Below are 18,556 nucleotides of genomic sequence, written 5' to 3' on the forward strand. Positions count from 1 at the left end.
TCGCAAAGGGCGAGAATCTACGACGAAGATATGGACAGACATGTCGTAGCAAGAGATTTCAGCAATCTTTCGTCATCATGCTGAAAATTCATAAAGAAGATGAGCCTTGCAAAAGATTATAGACAGGTTAGTCTGCGATACAGGGAGACTTGCGCAGGCTCGGAGGAGCCACGTGCCGTGAGACAGGACCAGGGATGAGCGGGAGGAAGTCGCCGGTGGCGAAACTGAAATCTATCAGGATTGGGAATTGCACTGTGGGTGGCCCGTTGGGCTCGCACACCGGGTTGGCGGTGGGCAGCATCTTCTACGACAACCACTCGATCGTTGAAGATGCCTTCGCTGGCAAGTTCAACGAAGAGAAGGCGGCGGCGCTGATCGCGCGTGTCAACGGGCTGGCGCAGACCTACGGCGTGCAGATGGCCTTTGACGTTATCGGGTCGGATCCCGATGCCTTCTGCCGTTTCCTGGACTTTACCGCAGATCGGACGGATCTGCCTCTACTCTTGAACTCGACTGAGGCCGAAGTGCGGGTTGCGGGCCTGGAGTTTGCCGCAAAGAAGGGAATTCTCGGCCGGTCGATCTTTGCCTCACTCAACGAGGACACAGAGGATAGCGAGATCGAGGCACTGGGCAGGAACAAACCTGCTGCGGTGATGATCCTTGCAAGTGATGTCGGGGATTCGACGCCCGAGGGTTCTGTCGCGATGATCCGCAACTATTTCCAGCCGATCCTCGACGATATCGGCTGCGAAGCCCCGATCGTCGATCTTGGGGTGATGGACGCGCCCTCCGTCGGCATCGCGATGCGTGGCATCCAAGCCGTGCGACAGGAATTCGGATACCCGGCGGGCTGTGCCTTTTCGAACTGCTTTCCGCAATGGACAGGCCTGTCTTCGTTGGGCAAGGACTTCGTCAATCTGTCGTTGGCGACGGCGATGGTGTGCTGTCGCATGGCGGGCGGCGACTTCCTGCATTTCGGCATCATTGAGAAGGCGCGGCCAATGGCGCATGCGCTTGGATCGGCCGAAGTGTTTCTCGGCTTTGCCGCGCAGGAGCTTGACCAGCATCGGCTGCCGGACGGGCACGCCTTGCTCAAGATGTTCAAGCTGGCGGAAGCGGCATGAACGACCCGCGTCGCTCCCTGTCGCGGAAACTGGGCGAGGTGGTGCCGATCGATATCGGCACCACCTCGCTGACTGCGCTGCGGGCGGCGTCCAGACCGGGTCTTTCCGTGCCGATAATGGGGCATCCGGTGTATAACACCCTGCCGCTATCGGCGGCGAACGTGACGAAGATCGGCTCTGACTTCCAGCGTGTCGGATTCGTGTGGGACCGCGATCCATCGCGCGCCGAGGAATGGTTTGACGCCTACGGCGTCGGTTGGATGGAAACCGACGGCAATATGGCGCCGTTCCGGCACCCGCTGGAAACCGCGGACTGGGACGCGCTGTCGCGGCATCCGCGACCAGCGATGCCGCGGCGCGTTCAACTGGCCGATCCCGCGAGTGACGCTGCAGTCATCCTAGATCCACCCTGCCCCGGCCTTCTGGACACCTGCTTCATGCTGCGGAACGGCTGGCAGTTCATGCTGGACCTGACCGAGAATTTCCGGGTGGCGAATGCCCTGCTCGACTGGGCACTCGAGACGATATGCCAGTCCTACGACCTGGCCCTCAGCGCATTGCCGGGCGACCCCGAAGTCATCGTCTATGGCGACGATCTGGGCTTCGAATCCGGCATGTACCTGTCTGATCTCGATTTCCGGACCTTCATCTTTCCAAGGATGCAGACGCTGTTTGCCCGCATTCGGGCGCGGTCGGGGGCCAAGCTGTGCCTTCATTCCTGCGGCGCGGTGAATTCCATCGTGCCCGACCTCTGCGATCTCGAGGTCGACATGCTGAATCTGGATTTCTATGCACGCAACATGCTGTTGCCCGACATAAGGGCAGGGCTGCCCAAGGGGATGATCCTGCACGCGCCCGTCAATCTGGCGGCGATAGGCCAGTCGGTCGAAAGCGGCAACGGGGCCTCGCTCGCTCTACTGGCCACCGATGTCGCGATAGCGATGCCCTGCATTGCCGGGCCGGTGGACAGTATCTCGACCCCGGCCGAGGCGGATCAATGCATCCGAGGCGCCGCTTTCGTGCAGGCCCTAGACGGCGATGATCTGCGCGCGCTGCGCAATCTCGGCCCGGTCAAATCGATCATCCGCAAGGCTGTCGATGCCGCGCGGGCCGCCGAGATTCCAGTATTTGCGTCAAACGATCTGCTTCTGGGCACACTCGACCGGTCCCAGGCTGGCGGGAACGCCAGTGCATTCCAAACTCTGTCGCCTATGACGTCCAACTGAGACTGCAACCAAGGGAGGTACGAAAATGACCAAGATGACAAGTCGTGAACGCATCTTTGCCGCCGTGACGATGAGCGCACTGCCCGATCAATTGCCGGTCGTGCCGCTCTTGATGACCCGGGGCATCCGCGAAGGCGGGGTGCGGGTCGACGAAGTGCTTCTGAACGGCGAGGCGCAGGCCCATGCCAAGAAGAAGGCGCTCGACAAGTTCGGCGGCGATGTGATCCTCGCAGGCACCGACCTCTTTACCCCGGTCGAATGCGTTCCGGGATGCGAGCTGGACTATCTGCCCTATGCGCAGCCCTCGCTGGTGACGCATCCGACGCCGAACAAGGCGGCCTTCTACCGCTTCAAAGAGCGGTATGAGCGCGAGGGCTTCCAGCCGTCGAAGCGCGTCCTCGCGATCCAGGACGAGATCCGCACCTATGTGAAAATGGGCCTGAAGGACACCCATGCGATCCCGACCCCGGTCGGCGGCCCGATCACCACGGCGCAGCTGATGACCGGATCGTCCGACTTCCTTCAGAACCTGTCGGACGATCCCGACTATTGCGATGAAGTCACCGAACTTGCCTTGGATGTGGTCAAGAACGTCTGCCGCATGATGTTCGAGGCTGGTGCGGATGTCTGCAACATTCTCGATCCGTTCACCTCGTCCGACATTCTTCCGCCCGACGTCTATCGCAAGCATGGCCTGCCCTACCAGAAGCGCCTCTTCGCCTATATCAAGGAAATCGGCGGCATCGGCTTCACCCATACCTGCACCTTCACCCAGCCGATCTGGCGCGACATCGCCGGCAATGGCTGCTTCAACTTCAACGGCGACATGTATCCGGGAATGGACAAGGCCAAACAGGCCATCGGCGGGCAAATCTCGCTGATGGGGACTCTTTCGCCCTATTCGACGCTGATGCACGGCTCGACAGACGACGTGCGCAACGAGGTCAAGAAGATCGCGGCCGAAGTCGGCTACAACGGCGGCGCGATCGTGATGCCCGGCTGCGACCTCGACTGGAACATCCCCGAAGAAAACCTCCATGCGATGATCCAGCAATGTGCCGACATCAAGTATCCGATGGACGTGCCATCGCTGGGCGACCTGTCGAACGTCTATCTTGCCGGTCATCCGAAGCATCCGGGCAAGCGCGGGTCCTCGGCACAGTCGGACCAGAAGGTCGTCGCCATCGAAAGCGGGCAGCAGGAGGCGCTGACCGGCAAGGACGAAGTGAATCAGAAGCTTGTCGAAGCCATCATGGAATACGATGGCGACAAGGCAATCGAATGGACCAAGACCGGGCTCGAGCGTGGGATGACGGCGCAGGAGATCGTGTTCGACGGCCTGTCTATGGGGATGAAGATCGTCGGCGACATGTACGAGCGGAACGAGCGTTTCGTGACCGACATGTTGAAGGCCGCCAAGACCATGGACAAGGCGATGCCGATCGTGACGCCGCTGCTGGAAGCTTCGGGCGGCGACGGCGCCGAGACGGGAACCGTCATCGTCGGCCTGGTGCGCGGCAATACCCAGGATATCGGCAAGAACCTGGTCTGCCTGATGCTGAAGGCGAACGGCTTCAACGTGATCGACCTTGGCAAGAATGTGAAGCCCGAACAGTTCATCGAGGCGGCCGAGCGCGAAAACGCGGTCGCGATCGGCATGTCGGTGATGACCAACTCTTCTTCGGTCTATGTCGAGAAAACCAAGCAATTGCTCGAAGACCAGGGCAAGGGCGGCAAGTACCTGTTGATGTTCGGCGGGGCGGCGGCGAATGTGGGCCTTGGGCGGCAAATCGGCATCGAATACGGCATCGACGCCAATGCCGCGGTCAGCCTGGTCCGGGACCATCTGGCCAAGCGGGTTGCCGCCTGATCGCAGCGCTCTCGATACGATAGTCGGATGCCCCGGCCGCCATGCGCGGGGCATCCGGTCCCAGCCTTTCCGCAAGGGGGAAACCGTGCCGAAATACACCTTCTGCTGCACATCCTGTCAGGCCAGCCGTGACGTCAGCGCCCCGTTCGATACGGCCGAGACACTTGAACTTATGTGCTATGCCTGTGGCGGCGACATGATCCGGGCGCCCGTGCTGACGCTGAATGTCATCGGGGCAGCGACCGAGCGTCTTCGGGCCGAGAAGAAGCGCGAAGAGCGGGCCTATTTCGCCAAGGCCTGCGGTCACAACCACGCCTGTCGCTGCGGCATCAAGATCGACAAGCCGAACCCTTTCCGAGAGCAGATCCGGCAGGTGCACGGCTTTACCGACGACATCTGACCGGCCCCGTCTCTGTCGGCGCGCGGCGTTCGGGCAGGGCACAGGGGCGGCACTGAGACACAGCATCCAGACCGTAAGAAAGGGGGGCATATGGCCACCTATCCGTTGAGAATTTCCAGGCGCCGCCAGGAATGCGACGATACCGCCAGCCTCTGGCTGGACGTACCCAAGGATTTGGTATCCGCTTTCAGCTATCGACCAGGTCAATTCCTGACCGTTGAGACAGGAACTGGAGAGGCGCGCGTGGCGCGACAGTATTCGCTGTCCTCGACGCCGGGCAAGGACAGCGGCCTGCGGATCACCGTGAAGCGGATCGACGGCGGACGGGTGTCGGGCTGGCTCGTCGACCGGGTGCAAGAGGGCGATCTGGTCGATGTCCAGGCCCCGCGGGGGCGCTTCTTCAAGGAAATGGAAGAGCCTCATCATGCGATCCTGCTTGCCGCGGGATCGGGGATCGCACCGATCCTCCCGATCGGCCGCTGGCTTCTGGAATCAGGGCGCGGCCATCGCGTCACTTTCGTCTATGGCAATCGGACCCCGGACGCGGTAATTTTGGGCGAGGAACTGGCGACAGTGGTCGCAGCCCATGAAAGCAGCTGCACCGCCGAACACGTGATGAGCCGGGCCGATGACGGCTGGACCGGCCCGCGGGGCCGGGTCGACCGCGCCTATATCGTGCGGCGCTTTGCCGAATGGCAGGCGATGTCCACTTTGCCGCTCGTGGTCTACATGTGCGGGCCCGAAGCCTTCATGGATGCGGCGGAAAGCGCCTTCCTGACGCTGGGGGTGCCGGAAGCGCAAATTCACCGCGAGAGCTTCGACATGGTTCTTGAGGATGATCTGGGAGAGCCGGGCCTGGTCGTGACCGGCATGGCCGAGCCCGGCGAAGAAGGCGATACGGCCCGCATCGTCGCTGTCGTAGGAGGCGAGGAATACGAAGCCGATTGGCAGGAAGGCGAGGACATCCTGTCTGCGTTACTGCGGACCGGCGCGGATGTTCCGTTTTCGTGCCAGGAGGGCACTTGTTCCTCCTGCATCTCGAAATTGACCGAGGGCCGGGTCGAGGTGCGACCGGGCGTGCTGCAGACATTGCGGCAATCGGATCTGGATGAAGGACTGGTGCTGGCCTGTCTGTCGCATCCCAAGACCCGGTCGATACGCATCGACTTTGACGAGATCTGACGCCGTGACGCAGCGCATGATCTTGAAAAACCTGAGGCTTGTCACCATGGCGGGCGAGGAGCCGCTGGCGGTGATCGACAATGCCGTGCTGGCCGCCGAAGATGGAATCATTTCCTTTGCAGGGCCCGTCGCAGGCTATGGTGGTGACCTTTCCAGCGCGCGCGACATGGCGCAGGCCCTGGTGCTTCCCGGCTTGGTGGTCTGCCACAACGCGGTTCTCTGGGCCGGCGATGTGGTCGGGCCGACCGGCCAGACAGCCGAGGATTACCGCGACCGCACCCTGGCCGTCGCCAAGGACACTTGCGCTGCGGATGACGACGCATTGCTGGCGCTGCTGCAGCAACGGATCGAACGGCTGGCCCGGTCGGGGGTCACGGCTTGCGAGCTGAAATCGGGTTTCGGCACTGAACCGGCCGAGGAACTGCGTCTTGCCGTCTTGCTGCGCCGGTTCCAGGCGGATTGCGCGATGCGGACGAAGGTGACGCTGGCAATCGGCCATGCCTACGCCGAAGCGGCTGACCCTGATGCGTTTCTCGCGCAGATCGAAACCGAAATCGTGCCGCAAACCTATGCCTTGGCCTGTGCCGATGCGGTCGAGGTATTCTGTGACGATGGCGCGGGGCTGGACCTCGACCACTGCTCGACCATTCTTGAACTGTACTACAAGAAGAAGACACCAAGCCGCGTCGCCTGTGACAGGTTCGACGATTGTGCCGGGGCAACTCTGCCAGCCTCGTTCTATTCGCGCGCGGCGTTGTTCCTTAATCGGACCGATGACATCGGGCTTGCAGGGATCGCGCGCGTTGGATGCGTGCCTGTGCTTGTGCCCGAGGCGGTAGCAGCCGACGACGACGGCAATTTCCCCGATCTTAAGCCCCTTCGTGATGCCGGCGGGCGTTTCGCGATTTCCACCGAGGCCGGTCCAGATGGCTGCGGGACCTTGGACCTGCTGGCGACGCTCCGTTCGGCGCGCAATCAGCTCGGTCTGACGGTGGAAGAGGCGATACAATCGGTAACAGTTCATGCGGCGCAAGCTTTGGGCCTTGCGGATCAGGCTGGTTGCATCGCTCCCGGCCGCCCCTGCGACCTGGCTCTGTTCGACGCGGATAGTCCCGAAACACTGGTTTCCGATCCGTCAACGCGCTGCACCAGCGTGGTCCGGTCCGGCATCTTGACCGAATTCAACTGAACAGAGCGAAATAGGATGACCCAGACCAATCTAGCTAAGACAGCCGAAACGCCGCGTCTGATCGACGGAGATGTCTCGATCGAACTCGCTCCCGAGATGGTTGCGAAGTTTCACCCCGATCCCGGCCTTCTGCCGGCAGGTTCGAAAGTGTTTCTGACCCATCTTTCCGGGAAAGATCCGGCGATCCAGGTTGCCGCGGCCCGTGGCCTTCTGGACATGGGATACGTGCCTGTCGTGCATATCGGCGCACGCAATTTCGACAGTGAAGCGGCGTTTGTCTCATTTATCCAGGCGCATCGCGCGAACGGCGTGACGCATGGCCTGTTTCTGGGGGGCAACCCCTTGAAATATAAAGGACCACTTGGGCAGGCGCTGGACCTTCTTTCCCATCCGGTCATGCAGGACAGCGGATTCACCGATGCGTTCATCAGCGGCTATCCCGAAGGCCATCCGGATATCTCGGTCGACAGCCTTGACGAGGCTCGCGCGCGCAAGATCGAACGATGCCGGCTGATCGGTCTGGCGCCCCAGATCGTGACGCAATTCGCCTTTGATGGCGGGACAATGGCGGCCTGGACCGCGCGGATGCAGCGCCTCCATCCGGACGTGCCGGTGCGATTGGGTCTGGCTGGGGTCACTTCGCTGCCCAAGCTGATCAAATTTGCGGTCATGTGCGGCGTCGGGCCTTCGATCGCCGTGCTGAAGAAGAATTCTGGCGGTCTTTTGAACGTATTGACCGACAAGGACCCTTCAGACGTCATTGCCGCCATCGAAGCCAATCTGCCTGTGGCGCGGGGACGAACGGACCTGCACTTCTTCCCGTTTGGCGGCTGGGAAAAGACTCTCCGCTGGATCTCCGAGGCGCGCAGATCTTAAAGGACTTCTCGGATGCCCATCGACGCTTCTGCCGCGCAAGAGGCCGCAAAGCGCATCTACGCGATGCTTGACCTTGCAGAAGCGGCGGATGCCTTCGAGTTTGACGCCGTCGACCGGCAGATCGGGCGCATACGCTCGGCCGCGGGACCTGCCGCGGCGATCGTGGTGCCCAACCGTCATGTCCGGACCTGCGCTGATATGCTCTATCGGACGCGGACATTGGTCACGACACGGATCGCGCCCGGAGACCTTCATGCCATGGAGCGCGCTGTTACCGATGGCGCCGCCGAGGTTGAATTGCGCGCGCCAGGCGGTATCGCGTTGGATGTACTGACAAGGGCAGCGCAGCGCCGCAACGTGAAACTTGCCTGTCCGGACGATATGGATATACGCGAGGCCCTTGGCCGGTTCGATGCCGCGCGGATACGGTTCGCGATTGTGTCCGATGCCCCCGACCCGTTGCGCCAGGCCGCGAAGACGATCGTGGCCGCCGGTTTTCGGCTCGGGCTCAAGGTCACCGGATGCCAGACCCTTGCCGCCTGCCAGGCCGTCTACGATACGATCTCTGATGCGGTGGGTGAGGCCTGGATATGGCCCGGAACCTTGCGGTTCGACGCCTCCGAAACCCTGCATGACGATATTGTCGGCCACCTGCGTGATCGCATCCTTTCGCGGCCGGTTGGCTGTGGTGTCAGACCTGACGAACGGCGGCACTGAGAAACGGGGAAAGGACCTTCCGATGAGATTGCACGCGCTTGCCGATCTTGCTGCCTTGATCCAGACCTCCCCGGGAATCGACGCCGCGTCGGCGGCCCAGGCGGCGGTGCGGCAGGACAGCCTGACCAAACCCCCCGGTTCGCTCGGTCGCCTTGAAGAACTTGCCATCTTCATGGCGGGTTGGCGTGCGACGCCCCGACCTGTGATCAAGAAAGCCCAGGCGCTGATCTTCGCGGGCAATCACGGTGTCTGCGCGCAGGGCGTCAATCCCTATCCGCAAGACGTCACGCAGCAGATGGTGCTGAATTTTCAACGGGGCGGTGCGGCGATCAACCAGCTTTGCATCGCGTCGGGTGCCGATTTGCGTGTGGTTCCGATCATGTTGGACACACCTACTGCCGATTTCACGACCGGCCCGGCGATGACTAGCGAAGAGATGCTCTCGGCGATGAACATCGGCGCCAGTGCTGTGGACGGCAACGCGGATGTCTTGATCCTTGGAGAAATGGGGATCGGCAATTCGACTGTCGCATCGGCCCTTGTTGCAGCGTTCTTTGGCGGTGCCCCGCCGGACTGGGTCGGGCCCGGAACGGGATCGGATGCTGCAGGCATAGCGCGGAAATGCGCTGCTGTCTCAAAAGGGCTTGCGCTGCACGGCGGGCGACCGGCACTTGAAACACTCTCCCGGTTCGGCGGTCGAGAGCAGGCGGCGATATGTGGCAGCATCCTTGCGGCGCGGGCATCGCGGATCCCCGTGATCCTGGACGGGTTCATCTGCACCGCTGCGGCAAGCACGCTTCATGTCGCCCACACAGGGCTGCTCGATCACTGCCTGGTTGGCCATGTCTCAGCCGAGCCAGGCCACCGGCGCCTCCTGAAGGAATTGGGAAAGCGGCCGATCTTGGAGTTGGACATGCGACTAGGCGAGGGTTCCGGGGCCGCCCTTGCGCTTGGCATATTGCGTGCGGCTTTGCACTGTCACAACGGGATGGCCACATTTGCCGAGGCCGGCATCAGCTAGTCCAATGACTGCGCAAGTCAATCAGTAGATTACGCGCGCAGTCCCGAGCCCCCCCTCATAATCCCTCCACTCCATTCCGACCCCCCGAAACCGTACCTCTGAGCAGTTTGTGTAATGAGTATCGAAGAACCAGTCCGGGGACATGCCGAGTGCGGCTCGGTCCCAATGGAAGTTCCAGTTCCGGTCGTAGGTGCCCATCCGAAGGCTGGAGGACACGATACAGTCACCATCCCGGTTTTGACGGCGCCGGTAGGTCATATCGTAGACCTTGATTGCCATCACATGGTCGGTGACGTCCTCTCCGAATGCTTTCCAGAGGAGAGTTGCGAACGCTGTCGTACCGTCGGCCTGCTGGGGCGGAACGGGCATGAACTGAGCCTCGATCACCTGGGTCTCTGCCGGCAAAGAAATTGGCATCCGAGTCCGCATCGGGCAGCGCCAAAGCTGGAGGGGCGGCTCGATCGGCCAGGGCGTGATGCGCCGTATCATCTCGGCGTGGGCGCGACCACAGGGCTCGCTCGGCGGGAACCCTCCGGCGAGGCAGAGGAGAATGGCGCAGTCGATCTGATAGGCCAATACAGGTCGCGGCGCGGCAGTGAAGAGGAGTGTCAAGGTGGCCGTGAACAACAGGAACGTTCGAGCAAGGTAACGGGTCATGGCATCCTCCGAGGACCCTCTGGCCGCCTGTCGGGGACGGGTCGGTCGAGAGGCGAATCACATGCGACAAATCTACTTGTTTTCGTCTTTCGTTACGACCTCCAAGAAATCTGCGTAGCGCTCCGTCACTCCGCGCGCCTCGTCGAAGGCCGCTGCGCGTTCGGCATCAAGGCAGGCGATGTAGTCGGTCACTGCACGAAAATATGCTTCAAATTCAACACTAAGCTCTTGCCGATATTGCCGAAGAACGCCCGCCGGAAGGGTGGTGTCCGGTGGAACTGGCGACAGACAACCCCCGCGGATTTCCTGCGCCGCGAGCACATCCGGGCCTTGCAGGAGAACAACCAGGAAGATAGCGTGCTTCATCAGAGGTCCTTCGGGCTTCGCATGGGGCCGCTCAGTGGAGATGGTAACATGCTGATCTGTTTGAGTAACGCCCGAAGATGCAGGACAAAGTCACACAATCTGGCGCACAAGCCGCACACGATTTCTTCAAACGAAGTCGAATCATACTGTCACATGCGTCCGTCGCATGTGCTTTTCGTCAAGTGGATGCGATTGTCGAAACGCGCTACATTCCCCGATCAGAGGACATCCCTGATCGAAGGTTGGAATGCGCAAGAGAAGGATCTCGCCGGTGCTGCGTGAAGCCGAGTTCATCGCCGAACTCGACAAGCCGGGCACATGGGTCGAGATCGAATGCCTCACCGCGCCGGATCCCAAGCGCCGGCACCGCGGCGAGTGGATGTTCTTCGCGGTCCGGGGACCTGACGAGCGCTACAGCCTCGTCACGGCCCGGGCCGATGATCGGATCATCCAGACCATGGAGGGCGTGGTGTCCTTCGCTGCCACCAAGCTCGAGCTTGACCAGGTCACGGTTCCGCTTTTGGCTGGCGGCATCGCTACTGGCATGCGCCGCCGGCCCCGCACCGGCTGAGGTCATTCGCTGGAATGAGGCGGGGCAGGGGAGCGAGATACCCCCCGATGCCTTCGTCCTTCGCTATGACACATCGGGCGCTCTGATTGTTCCGGAGAAACCCGGGAAGGGAAGGGAGGACGGCGCTACGGCAGCCGGGGCGTATGGCGTCACCGCACCCGCAGCGCCGGGTGCGGGGCAAGGGGCGCGGTTGGCGGCCGTCCTTCCCGCGCTTCGCCTCACCACAGCGCGCTATTCCGATCATTCCGCGCTGGAATTGGTCGATCTGTCACCGAAGGACTGGGCACTCCTCTTCCAAGCTCTTGTCCGCGTGGAAAGTGGCTTCAATCCCGATGCGGTGAGTTCGGCCGGCGCGCGCGGCCTCGCGCAGCTCATGCCGGACACGGCCCGTGCGCTCGGGGTCGCGATCGATGATCCGCACGAAAACCTCGACGGCGGCGCCCGATATCTTCTCGCCCAGATCGCGGCCTTCGGCTCGCTCGATCTGGCGCTCGCCGCCTACAACGCCGGACCGGACGCCGTCCGTCAGTACGGTGGCATTCCCCCCTATGCCGAGACCCGCGCCTATGTGGCCCGTGTCCACGCCGAATTCGAGCGCCTGCGCGCCGCTTCAGAAGAAGGAACCGAGTTGTGACGTCGAGACTTCATCCTGCCGTTTTGCTCCTCGTCGCTGCAGCGCTTGTCGCGCATGTCGACGGCGCTCTGGCGCAGACCATCGATTTCGGGAAGGCGGAAGGTGTGGCGACGGGCTTCCTCGCCTCGCTGCGGGGCGTCTTCGCGACCGCCTTCTTCGGCATCGCCTTCGTGATCACCGGCTTCCTCGCGGCTTTCAACCGGATCTCCTGGGCCTGGGTCGCCCTCGTCGTGGTCGGGGCCTTCCTCGTCTTCGCCGGACCCGCGATCGTCGCGAACCTTAGGGCGGCTTTCTCCTGATGGAAAAGACGCCGGTCATCCTCGGACTCTCGCGGGCCGCGAAGTTCCTCGGCCTGCCGATGCCCTATGCCATGGCGGTGGGCGGGCTGACGGTCCTGCCCTTCATCCTGATCAAGGCCGCGACTTGGCTCCTGACGCTCCCGGTCTGGTACTTCGCGGCGCGGATTGTGACCGCGATCAATCCGAATGGCCATGTCGTCCTCGGCACAGTGATCCTGAAGACGCCCGAGGTCATCTTCGGTCCGCGAGGCCGCCATGGGGCTTGATGCGCTTCTGGGCCTGCGGTCGCACCACTTGGCGAGCGGGGCAGGGGAGAGGGCATCCCCGCGCGCCGAGGCCGCGATCCCGCCGGAGCGGGCGCTCTATGCGCATCTGCCCTATCTCGTCGAACTCGACGATGAGGTGGTGCGGACCCGCGAGAACGCGTTGATGCTCTCGCTCGAGATCAAGGGCATCGACGGGCTGACCTCGGCACCGCAGACGATCGTGAGCTTGCGCGCCAAACTCGCGACACTGATGGACGGGCTCGACGATCGCTTCAGTTTCTACATTCACCGTCTTCTGAGGAAATCCTCGCTTGATCTGAAACCTCTCCGTGGCCATAGCTTCGCGGCCGATGTCGAGGCGGCCTGGCGCGCACATCTTTCGACGCGGGGCCTGCAGGATTTCGTGCTGGTGCTGACGGTGGTCCGGCGGGTCGCGACGCCCCTGAAAGTGCCGCTCTTCGCCGGAGCAGCCCGGCGCGCCTTCGGGCAGGACACGGCGCGGCGGCTCGACGAGCTCGGCGAAGTGGTCTCGATTCTCGAGAGCGGCCTCGGCCTCGCGACGCGCCGGCTGAAGCTCAGCGATGGAAGCCTAATCGGGTTCTATGGCGCGCTGACTTGTGGAGAGATGCGGGACATCTCGCGCGGGTCGATGACGCTTCTCGCCGAAGACGCGGCAACGGCGAGTATCAGCTTCGAGAGAGGGCATGCGGTCCTGACCGACGGGGCAGGGGCCCGTCGCTACCTCGGTCTCCTCTACGTCCGCTCTTACGCCACCTCGACCTGGCCGGGCATGCTCGACGCGCTCGACGCGATGCGGGATGTGGTGATCTCGCACAGCTTCACGCCGATCGACCGGGCGACGATCTCGGAGCGCGCCCGGCGCAAGACCGCGCAGATGAAGGCGGCAGACGATATGGCGGTCTCGATCGAGCGACAACTCTTCGAGGCGGCAGACGCCGTCGAGTCCGGCCTCGCGGGCTTCGGCGACCATCAGATGACGCTCTCGGTCACTGCCGACAGCCTGAAGGCGCTGGAAGAAAAACTGGCGCGCATCCGCGGAATCGCGCATCAGTCAGGCTTCCGGCTCGAGCGTGAGGTCTTCGGCCTTGCCGCGACCTTCTTCGCGATCCATCCCGGCAACATGGACTACCGGATGCGCGCGATCACGGTCGCTTCGACGAACTTCGCGGACATGGCGTCGCTGCATGCCGCCGAGGCTGGGACGACCTCGGAGCGCCTCGCCTGGGGCACGCCCGTCACGGTCTTCGAGACGCTGCAGGGAAGCCAGCACCGGTTTTCTTTCCATGAACCGGGCAATCCGGCCGAGGAGCCGACCATCGGGCACACGCTGGTCCTGGGTCGCTCGGGTGGCGGCAAGTCGACCACGGTGGCCTTCCTCGTGGCGCAGGCGCAACGCGCGGGAGTACGGACGATCCTCTTCGACAAGGAGGCCGGGTTGAAAATGGTCGTCCATGCGCTCGGCGGTCGCTATGCCGAGGTTCGGGCAGGGCGTGCGACGGGCCTCAATCCCCTCGCCACGGAGACCGGCCCACGCGGCGAGGCCTGGCTCCTCGACTGGCTCTCGGCGCTTCTCGAGTCGGGCGGCGCGCGGCTGACGCCGCACCAGTCCGAAGAACTTAAGCGCGCGATCCGGCAGAATGCCTCGGTGCCGGCTGAGCTTCGGAACTTCCGCGACTTCCGGACGCTGATCGGCGATGTGGGCGATGGCCGCGATCTCGCGATGCGGGTCGGCGAATGGGGGCCGGACGGACGCTACTCCTGGGTCTTTGGCCCGGCAGAGGTGCCCGTGGTCGACTTCGGCGCGCAGGATATCACCGCGGTGGACCTGACCGAGATCCTCGATCTCGCGACCGAGCGCACCGCAGTGCTCGCCTATCTCTTCCGCCGGATCGAGATGCTGATCGAGGAAAAGCGCCCGACGCTCATCGTCATCGACGAGGCTTGGAAGGTGCTCGACGACGATTACTTCAGCCGCAAGCTCTCCGAATGGCTGGTGACGGCGCGAAAGAAGAACGTCGTCGTGTTGATGATGACGCAGTTCCCGAGCCAAATCCGCTCGAGCCGGTCGCGCGCGATCCTCGAGGCGCTGCCAAACCAGCTGATGTTTCCGAACCCCGAGGCCGAAGGTGCGGAGTACGACAGTTTCCGGATGACTGAAGGCGAGTTGGGCTTCGTTCTCGCGGGCACGCTCGGTCGCCGATCCGTCCTCTGGCGCACCGCGCGCGGCTCCTCGGTCCTCGATGTCGATCTCTCGTCGCTCGGACCGCTCCTCACCGTTCTCGGCGGCGGACGTGCGGGCCAAGCGGCATTCGGCGACGACTATGCGGAGCGTCCGAACTTCTGGAAACGGAGCATCACATGATATCAATGCATTACATAAGATATATTATGCGAACTTTCGTTCATGATCGAGTTGGAGGCCCGACGGTCCCGCGCTGGCGGTCAGGGCCGCAGATTCCGGGAGGAGAAAAGCGCGCGCGCTGGTCCCGTCCCACCTTCCCCCTTCCCGGGCTTCTTCTCATTTCCTGTCTCGCTCTAAGCTCCTGTGGCGAGCTTCCTGCCGCGCGGACGAACTGCTGGACCGCCGCCAATTCCGGCGGCGCAGGCGTCTCGCAGGCCGCGATCCGTCCCGGCACGCTTGCGGTTCCGTCAGCCGCTGATCCATCGACATGCGACTGAGCGCGGGGCATCCTCTTCGCTGTCCGTCCCCTCCCCGCGCCCGCTCCCGCGCGGGGGTCGCGGTCCCGGCACTTCTTGCGTCCCTGACGTTCCTCCTCCCCACCTCCGGGGCCAGGGCACAGGGAGTGCCGGTGATCGACGGCAAGTCGACGGTGCTCCACACCGAAGAGGTCACCCGCGAAACCGCGCTTCGCGAAGAGCTGGAAACCAACTCCGCCAAGCGCGACGAGATCTCCCGTCTGCATGATGAACAGATCGCAGCTCTCGATGCGACCTTGGCTCTTCTGACCGGTGCGGCCCCCTTCATCGGCGACCTCGAGGACATGCCCGGGGGCCTCGCGGCCTCGGAAATCTACGCGATCGAGGACAACAACCCCTATGCCGGGCGTCTCTTCGGCGATGCGCGGGTGACGATCGAGGAGATGATCATCGAGACCGCCCGGCGCTATGGCGGGCATCCCGCGCTTGCCCGCGCCGGGATCAACCCGGTCGAGTTCCGATGCTGGTTCCAGGGGCTCATCAAGCAGGAAAGCGGCTTCTCCATCGGGGCCCGAAGCCCAGCGGCAGCCTTCGGGCTGACACAGATCATCCCCGGCACCGCGGAGTATCTCGGCATCTATCCGGCCTACTACGACGACCCGCAGCTGCAGCTCGATGGGGGTGCCCGGTATCTCCTCGAACAGCTCGACCGCTTCGGCTCCATGCCGCTGGCCCTCGCTGCCTACAACGCCGGTCCCGGTGCGGTGATCGAGTATGGGGGCATCCCGCCCTATGCCGAGACGCAGGACTACGTGGTCCGGGTCACCGCAAACTACAATTCTTACGCCGCGCGGATCGAAGGCGTCGACACCGTCGGCACGCTCGATCCCGCCGACATGGTGATCGCGGAAAGTTCGAACATCGCCGATGCGGGCCTGCACTACGGCATGCAGTCGAACCAGACCCTCACCGCGTCGATGACGCGGTTGAAGGAGATCATCGCCCGCATCCCGACCACGGCCTCGACCAAGGAAGCGATGGATCTCAACACCTATGCCCGGGCCGAGGTCACCCGCATCGCCTATGTGCTCCAGCGATTGGCGGCAGTCCGGGTGAAGGTCGAGCAGGCCCGCAATGCCCTCCTCCTCCAGGCCTACGCCGAAGATGAACTCTTCCTTGTTGTGAAGGATTGACCCCATGCGCCGCTTCGCTCTCATCGCTGCCCTTCTGATCTCGACCGCCGGTTTGCCGGGTGTTTCCCGCGCCCAGGGGGTTCCGACGATTGACACGACCAATCTCGCCAAGATCGTCGAGGTCCTGGCCGAGGCGAAGCTGCAGCTGCGCGAAATGATCGCGCAGAACCTCAAGCTCGACGACCAGATCCTGAAACAGCTCGAACAGATCAGGCTCCTCGGCGATCAACTGGTCGCACTGCGCGAAAGCCTCGACATCCTGAAACTCGAGTTCGACCCGGAAACCTTCCTCCGCGACGTCCTGCCGGATTTCTCGGAGCTGACCTCCGCCGTCGAGGCCGCGAAGTCCGGCGACTGGGAGTCGGTCCTGACCTCGGGCACGGTAGGGGGCGGGGCCGTCAGCGCCCATGTTGACCGCTTCTTCGAGGACGCGGGGCTTGACCGCAGCACCGTCGACGGTCTTGCGGCAAGCGAGGACCCGGCCGCCGCGCGGATCGGGACGGCCGCCAACACGGCCGCCTTTCTCTCCGTCGCCGCCGAAGCCTCGGCCGAGGATGCGACCGCGAGCCTGGAGCGTGTCGACCGACTCGTGGCCACGATCCCCGAGACCGACGGGCTCAAGGAGGCCATCGATCTCAACACCCGCGTGACGGCGGAACTCGCCATCGCGCTTGCCAATATCTGGTCGATGGAAGCCGCCCAGGTCGTCGGCATGGGCGAGGCCGGAGTGATGGATGCCGCCACCGCCGCCGAGGAGCGGAAGTTCATTAAGGTGCTGGGGGACGAGTGATGTCGGGAGAGTTTGCCGGGAAGGAGAAGGGGAGTCCGGGACTGGTCAGCATCCTGGTCGCGTTCGGCGTGACGCTTCCTGCACCTGCGATGGCTCAGACGATCGAGGACGAGTTCCTGCAGGTCGCGCCCCTGCCCGCTGGAATCGAGAACGTCACGCCACTCCCGGATGCCGCAAATGTCCGCTTCCAGGACTGTGAGGCGTTCTGGCCGGACGGGTACCGGGCTTGGCGCGCCGAAAGCGTCGCGACCGAAGACCATGCCCGGAAACGCGATATCTACAGCTGGCTCCGCGCCCGGCTGGCCTTCGAGGCGAAGGATTGCGGTTGCGCAGGCAAGGTCGCGCCCTGGGAAGACGTGGATCGCGTCTACGAAGCACTCAAGCAGGCCCATGGCCGCGTCGAGATCAAGCACACCGCCGCCTTCGCCGCCCAAGCGGATGTCCTCACGGGCGCCGTCGAGCGGATGTGCGGGGGGTCCTTCTGATGGATCTCGTCTCAGAGATGCTCGGAATGCTCGATGCCGCGATCTCGAACGCGGGCCGCACCTTCTTCGAGACGACGGCCGCCTCGGTCGGTCCGCTCTACACCGCCTTCCTCACGATCCTCCTCGTTCTCGTCGGGGTCAATGCGGCGCTGAACGTCTATACGATCTCGATGCGCGACGCGGTCCAGCTCTCGATCCGGATCGTGCTCGTGCTGATCTTCGGCCTCTCCTGGGCCAACTTCTCGGCGCTCTACGAGGCGCTTTCCTCCGGCACGGGCAATCTCGCGCTGTCCTACTTCGGCGTCACGGGCGACGCGCTCGCCGAGGGCGACACCTATACCGCGATGGACGGCTTCGCGCTGAAGATGGCCGAAAACGTCGATGCGGTGAGCCAGGCCCAGGGCTCGATCATGCGCGGCGTGATTGCGGCGCTGCTCTACGGGGTCCTCGCGCTCCTGATGGCGGCCTATGTCCTGATCGTCGCCTTCGCGAAGATCATGATCGCCTTCCTCCTGGGCCTCGCGCCCTTCGCGATCCTCGCCACCATTTTCGAACGCACGAAGAACCTCTTCGAGGCCTGGGCTTCCGCCCTTCTCGGCTATCTCCTCTATCCGATCGCGGCTGCGGCCATTATCGGCACGGTGATCACGGTCGCGAACGACGTGCATCGGGAAGCGGCCGAGGTGACGAACATCGGCGCGATCGTCGGCTTTCTCGTCATGTGCTTCGTCGGCTTCTTCGCGCTTCGCGCCATCCCGCATGCCGCAGCGAACATCACCGGCCAGATCAACCTCGCCCATATCGCGCCGGAAGCCTTGCGCGTGACCGCGCGGCCCCTGACCCGTGCGGGCGAGTTCGCCGCGCCCCGGGCGCGCGAGTTCACCTCGGGCGCCGTCTACGGCAAGACCTCCGGTCTCGCCGAGCGCGAGCGCGACCGCACGTACGCTGATCTCGGCCGCGCCACGCGGATGCGGCTCGAGAGCCTGATCAAGGCGCGCGGCTGATCCCACA

The 18,556-nt window shown here is 63.5% G+C and carries 20 protein-coding genes; 18 read left to right on the forward strand and 2 right to left on the reverse strand.

The window, feature by feature from the left end:
* The first annotated feature begins 215 nt into the window (after positions 1–215).
* The 9 genes from C8N34_RS23380 (at position 216) to cobT (ending at position 9,605) form a co-directional block, all read left to right on the forward strand.
* Positions 216–1,124, forward strand: a complete 909-nt coding sequence (locus C8N34_RS23380) for a tetrahydromethanopterin S-methyltransferase subunit H family protein (protein WP_206752328.1) — start codon at positions 216–218, stop codon at positions 1,122–1,124.
* Positions 1,121–2,350 carry a uroporphyrinogen decarboxylase family protein gene (locus C8N34_RS23385; RefSeq protein ID WP_108130723.1) on the forward strand — a complete coding sequence of 410 codons (1,230 nt, stop codon included), beginning with the start codon at positions 1,121–1,123 and terminating at the stop codon, positions 2,348–2,350. The genes C8N34_RS23380 and C8N34_RS23385 overlap by 4 nt, the downstream gene beginning before the upstream one ends.
* A 25-nt stretch (positions 2,351–2,375) precedes the next feature.
* Positions 2,376–4,220: an MtaA/CmuA family methyltransferase gene (locus C8N34_RS23390; RefSeq protein WP_108130724.1), complete on the forward strand. Its 1,845-nt coding sequence runs from the start codon at positions 2,376–2,378 to the stop codon at positions 4,218–4,220.
* An 85-nt stretch (positions 4,221–4,305) separates the two neighbouring features.
* Positions 4,306–4,620, forward strand: coding sequence for a hypothetical protein (locus C8N34_RS23395; protein WP_108130725.1), 315 nt, complete (start codon positions 4,306–4,308; stop codon positions 4,618–4,620).
* Between the two features lie 90 nt (positions 4,621–4,710).
* Positions 4,711–5,802: a ferredoxin--NADP reductase gene (locus C8N34_RS23400; RefSeq protein WP_108130726.1), complete on the forward strand. Its 1,092-nt coding sequence runs from the start codon at positions 4,711–4,713 to the stop codon at positions 5,800–5,802.
* Positions 5,803–5,818: 16 nt separating this feature from the next.
* A complete protein-coding gene (locus tag C8N34_RS23405; protein ID WP_108130727.1) occupies positions 5,819–6,991 on the forward strand; it encodes an amidohydrolase family protein in 1,173 nt (390 codons plus the stop codon).
* Positions 6,992–7,006: 15 nt separating this feature from the next.
* Positions 7,007–7,867, forward strand: a complete 861-nt coding sequence (locus tag C8N34_RS23410) for a methylenetetrahydrofolate reductase (protein ID WP_108130728.1) — start codon at positions 7,007–7,009, stop codon at positions 7,865–7,867.
* Between the two features lie 12 nt (positions 7,868–7,879).
* Entirely contained in the window at positions 7,880–8,584 is a 705-nt protein-coding gene (locus tag C8N34_RS23415; RefSeq protein ID WP_108130729.1) for a hypothetical protein, read from the forward strand.
* Positions 8,585–8,606: 22 nt separating this feature from the next.
* Positions 8,607–9,605, forward strand: a complete 999-nt coding sequence (cobT, locus tag C8N34_RS23420; protein WP_108130730.1) for a nicotinate-nucleotide--dimethylbenzimidazole phosphoribosyltransferase — start codon at positions 8,607–8,609, stop codon at positions 9,603–9,605.
* Between the two features lie 21 nt (positions 9,606–9,626).
* On the opposite strand, the gene C8N34_RS23425 is transcribed toward cobT, so the two are convergent.
* Positions 9,627–10,262 carry a hypothetical protein gene (locus C8N34_RS23425; RefSeq protein WP_108130731.1) on the reverse strand — a complete coding sequence of 212 codons (636 nt, stop codon included), beginning with the start codon at positions 10,260–10,262 and terminating at the stop codon, positions 9,627–9,629.
* Positions 10,263–10,334: 72 nt separating this feature from the next.
* Complete coding sequence (locus C8N34_RS23430; protein WP_108130732.1) at positions 10,335–10,628, reverse strand: hypothetical protein; 294 nt, start codon at positions 10,626–10,628, stop codon at positions 10,335–10,337.
* 247 nt (positions 10,629–10,875) lie between these two features.
* Between C8N34_RS23430 and C8N34_RS26990 the strand changes: the two genes are divergently transcribed.
* The 9 genes from C8N34_RS26990 (at position 10,876) to C8N34_RS23470 (ending at position 18,549) form a co-directional block, all read left to right on the forward strand.
* Entirely contained in the window at positions 10,876–11,199 is a 324-nt protein-coding gene (locus C8N34_RS26990; protein ID WP_242013903.1) for a hypothetical protein, read from the forward strand.
* 190 nt (positions 11,200–11,389) lie between these two features.
* A complete protein-coding gene (locus C8N34_RS26995) occupies positions 11,390–11,833 on the forward strand; it encodes a lytic transglycosylase domain-containing protein (protein ID WP_242013902.1) in 444 nt (147 codons plus the stop codon).
* Positions 11,830–12,132, forward strand: coding sequence for a TrbC/VirB2 family protein (locus C8N34_RS23440; RefSeq protein ID WP_158640805.1), 303 nt, complete (start codon positions 11,830–11,832; stop codon positions 12,130–12,132). Before C8N34_RS26995 ends, C8N34_RS23440 begins: the two co-directional genes overlap by 4 nt.
* Entirely contained in the window at positions 12,132–12,398 is a 267-nt protein-coding gene (locus C8N34_RS23445; protein WP_108130735.1) for a VirB3 family type IV secretion system protein, read from the forward strand. The genes C8N34_RS23440 and C8N34_RS23445 overlap by 1 nt, the downstream gene beginning before the upstream one ends.
* Positions 12,388–14,781 (forward strand): VirB4 family type IV secretion system protein, encoded by a 2,394-nt coding sequence (locus tag C8N34_RS23450; RefSeq protein ID WP_108130736.1) that lies wholly within the window; start codon positions 12,388–12,390, stop codon positions 14,779–14,781. Before C8N34_RS23445 ends, C8N34_RS23450 begins: the two co-directional genes overlap by 11 nt.
* A gap of 448 nt (positions 14,782–15,229) precedes the next feature.
* Entirely contained in the window at positions 15,230–16,270 is a 1,041-nt protein-coding gene (locus C8N34_RS23455; protein ID WP_158640804.1) for a lytic transglycosylase domain-containing protein, read from the forward strand.
* Between the two features lie 4 nt (positions 16,271–16,274).
* Positions 16,275–17,060 (forward strand): type IV secretion system protein, encoded by a 786-nt coding sequence (locus tag C8N34_RS23460; protein ID WP_108130738.1) that lies wholly within the window; start codon positions 16,275–16,277, stop codon positions 17,058–17,060.
* Positions 17,060–17,545, forward strand: coding sequence for a hypothetical protein (locus tag C8N34_RS23465; RefSeq protein ID WP_108130739.1), 486 nt, complete (start codon positions 17,060–17,062; stop codon positions 17,543–17,545). The genes C8N34_RS23460 and C8N34_RS23465 overlap by 1 nt, the downstream gene beginning before the upstream one ends.
* Positions 17,545–18,549 (forward strand): TrbL/VirB6 family protein, encoded by a 1,005-nt coding sequence (locus tag C8N34_RS23470; RefSeq protein ID WP_108130740.1) that lies wholly within the window; start codon positions 17,545–17,547, stop codon positions 18,547–18,549. Before C8N34_RS23465 ends, C8N34_RS23470 begins: the two co-directional genes overlap by 1 nt.
* Positions 18,550–18,556 lie beyond the last annotated feature (7 nt).

This window comes from Gemmobacter caeni, from assembly GCF_003054195.1.
Taxonomy (GTDB): domain Bacteria; phylum Pseudomonadota; class Alphaproteobacteria; order Rhodobacterales; family Rhodobacteraceae; genus Gemmobacter; species Gemmobacter caeni.

What these genes read in the sequence shown, in the direction of transcription:
- C8N34_RS23385 (WP_108130723.1), top strand. Translation starts at nt 1,121, where the DNA reads ATGAACGACCCGCGTCGCTCCCTGTCGCGGAAACTGGGCGAGGTGGTG.
- C8N34_RS23390 (WP_108130724.1), top strand. Translation starts at nt 2,376, where the DNA reads ATGACCAAGATGACAAGTCGTGAACGCATCTTTGCCGCCGTGACGATG.
- C8N34_RS23400 (WP_108130726.1), top strand. Translation starts at nt 4,711, where the DNA reads ATGGCCACCTATCCGTTGAGAATTTCCAGGCGCCGCCAGGAATGCGAC.
- C8N34_RS23405 (WP_108130727.1), top strand. Translation starts at nt 5,819, where the DNA reads ATGATCTTGAAAAACCTGAGGCTTGTCACCATGGCGGGCGAGGAGCCG.
- C8N34_RS23410 (WP_108130728.1), top strand. Translation starts at nt 7,007, where the DNA reads ATGACCCAGACCAATCTAGCTAAGACAGCCGAAACGCCGCGTCTGATC.
- C8N34_RS23415 (WP_108130729.1), top strand. Translation starts at nt 7,880, where the DNA reads ATGCCCATCGACGCTTCTGCCGCGCAAGAGGCCGCAAAGCGCATCTAC.
- cobT (WP_108130730.1), top strand. Translation starts at nt 8,607, where the DNA reads ATGAGATTGCACGCGCTTGCCGATCTTGCTGCCTTGATCCAGACCTCC.
- C8N34_RS23425 (WP_108130731.1), bottom strand. Translation starts at nt 10,262, where the DNA reads ATGACCCGTTACCTTGCTCGAACGTTCCTGTTGTTCACGGCCACCTTG.
- C8N34_RS23430 (WP_108130732.1), bottom strand. Translation starts at nt 10,628, where the DNA reads ATGAAGCACGCTATCTTCCTGGTTGTTCTCCTGCAAGGCCCGGATGTG.
- C8N34_RS26990 (WP_242013903.1), top strand. Translation starts at nt 10,876, where the DNA reads ATGCGCAAGAGAAGGATCTCGCCGGTGCTGCGTGAAGCCGAGTTCATC.
- C8N34_RS23445 (WP_108130735.1), top strand. Translation starts at nt 12,132, where the DNA reads ATGGAAAAGACGCCGGTCATCCTCGGACTCTCGCGGGCCGCGAAGTTC.
- C8N34_RS23450 (WP_108130736.1), top strand. Translation starts at nt 12,388, where the DNA reads ATGGGGCTTGATGCGCTTCTGGGCCTGCGGTCGCACCACTTGGCGAGC.
- C8N34_RS23460 (WP_108130738.1), top strand. Translation starts at nt 16,275, where the DNA reads ATGCGCCGCTTCGCTCTCATCGCTGCCCTTCTGATCTCGACCGCCGGT.
- C8N34_RS23465 (WP_108130739.1), top strand. Translation starts at nt 17,060, where the DNA reads ATGTCGGGAGAGTTTGCCGGGAAGGAGAAGGGGAGTCCGGGACTGGTC.
- C8N34_RS23470 (WP_108130740.1), top strand. Translation starts at nt 17,545, where the DNA reads ATGGATCTCGTCTCAGAGATGCTCGGAATGCTCGATGCCGCGATCTCG.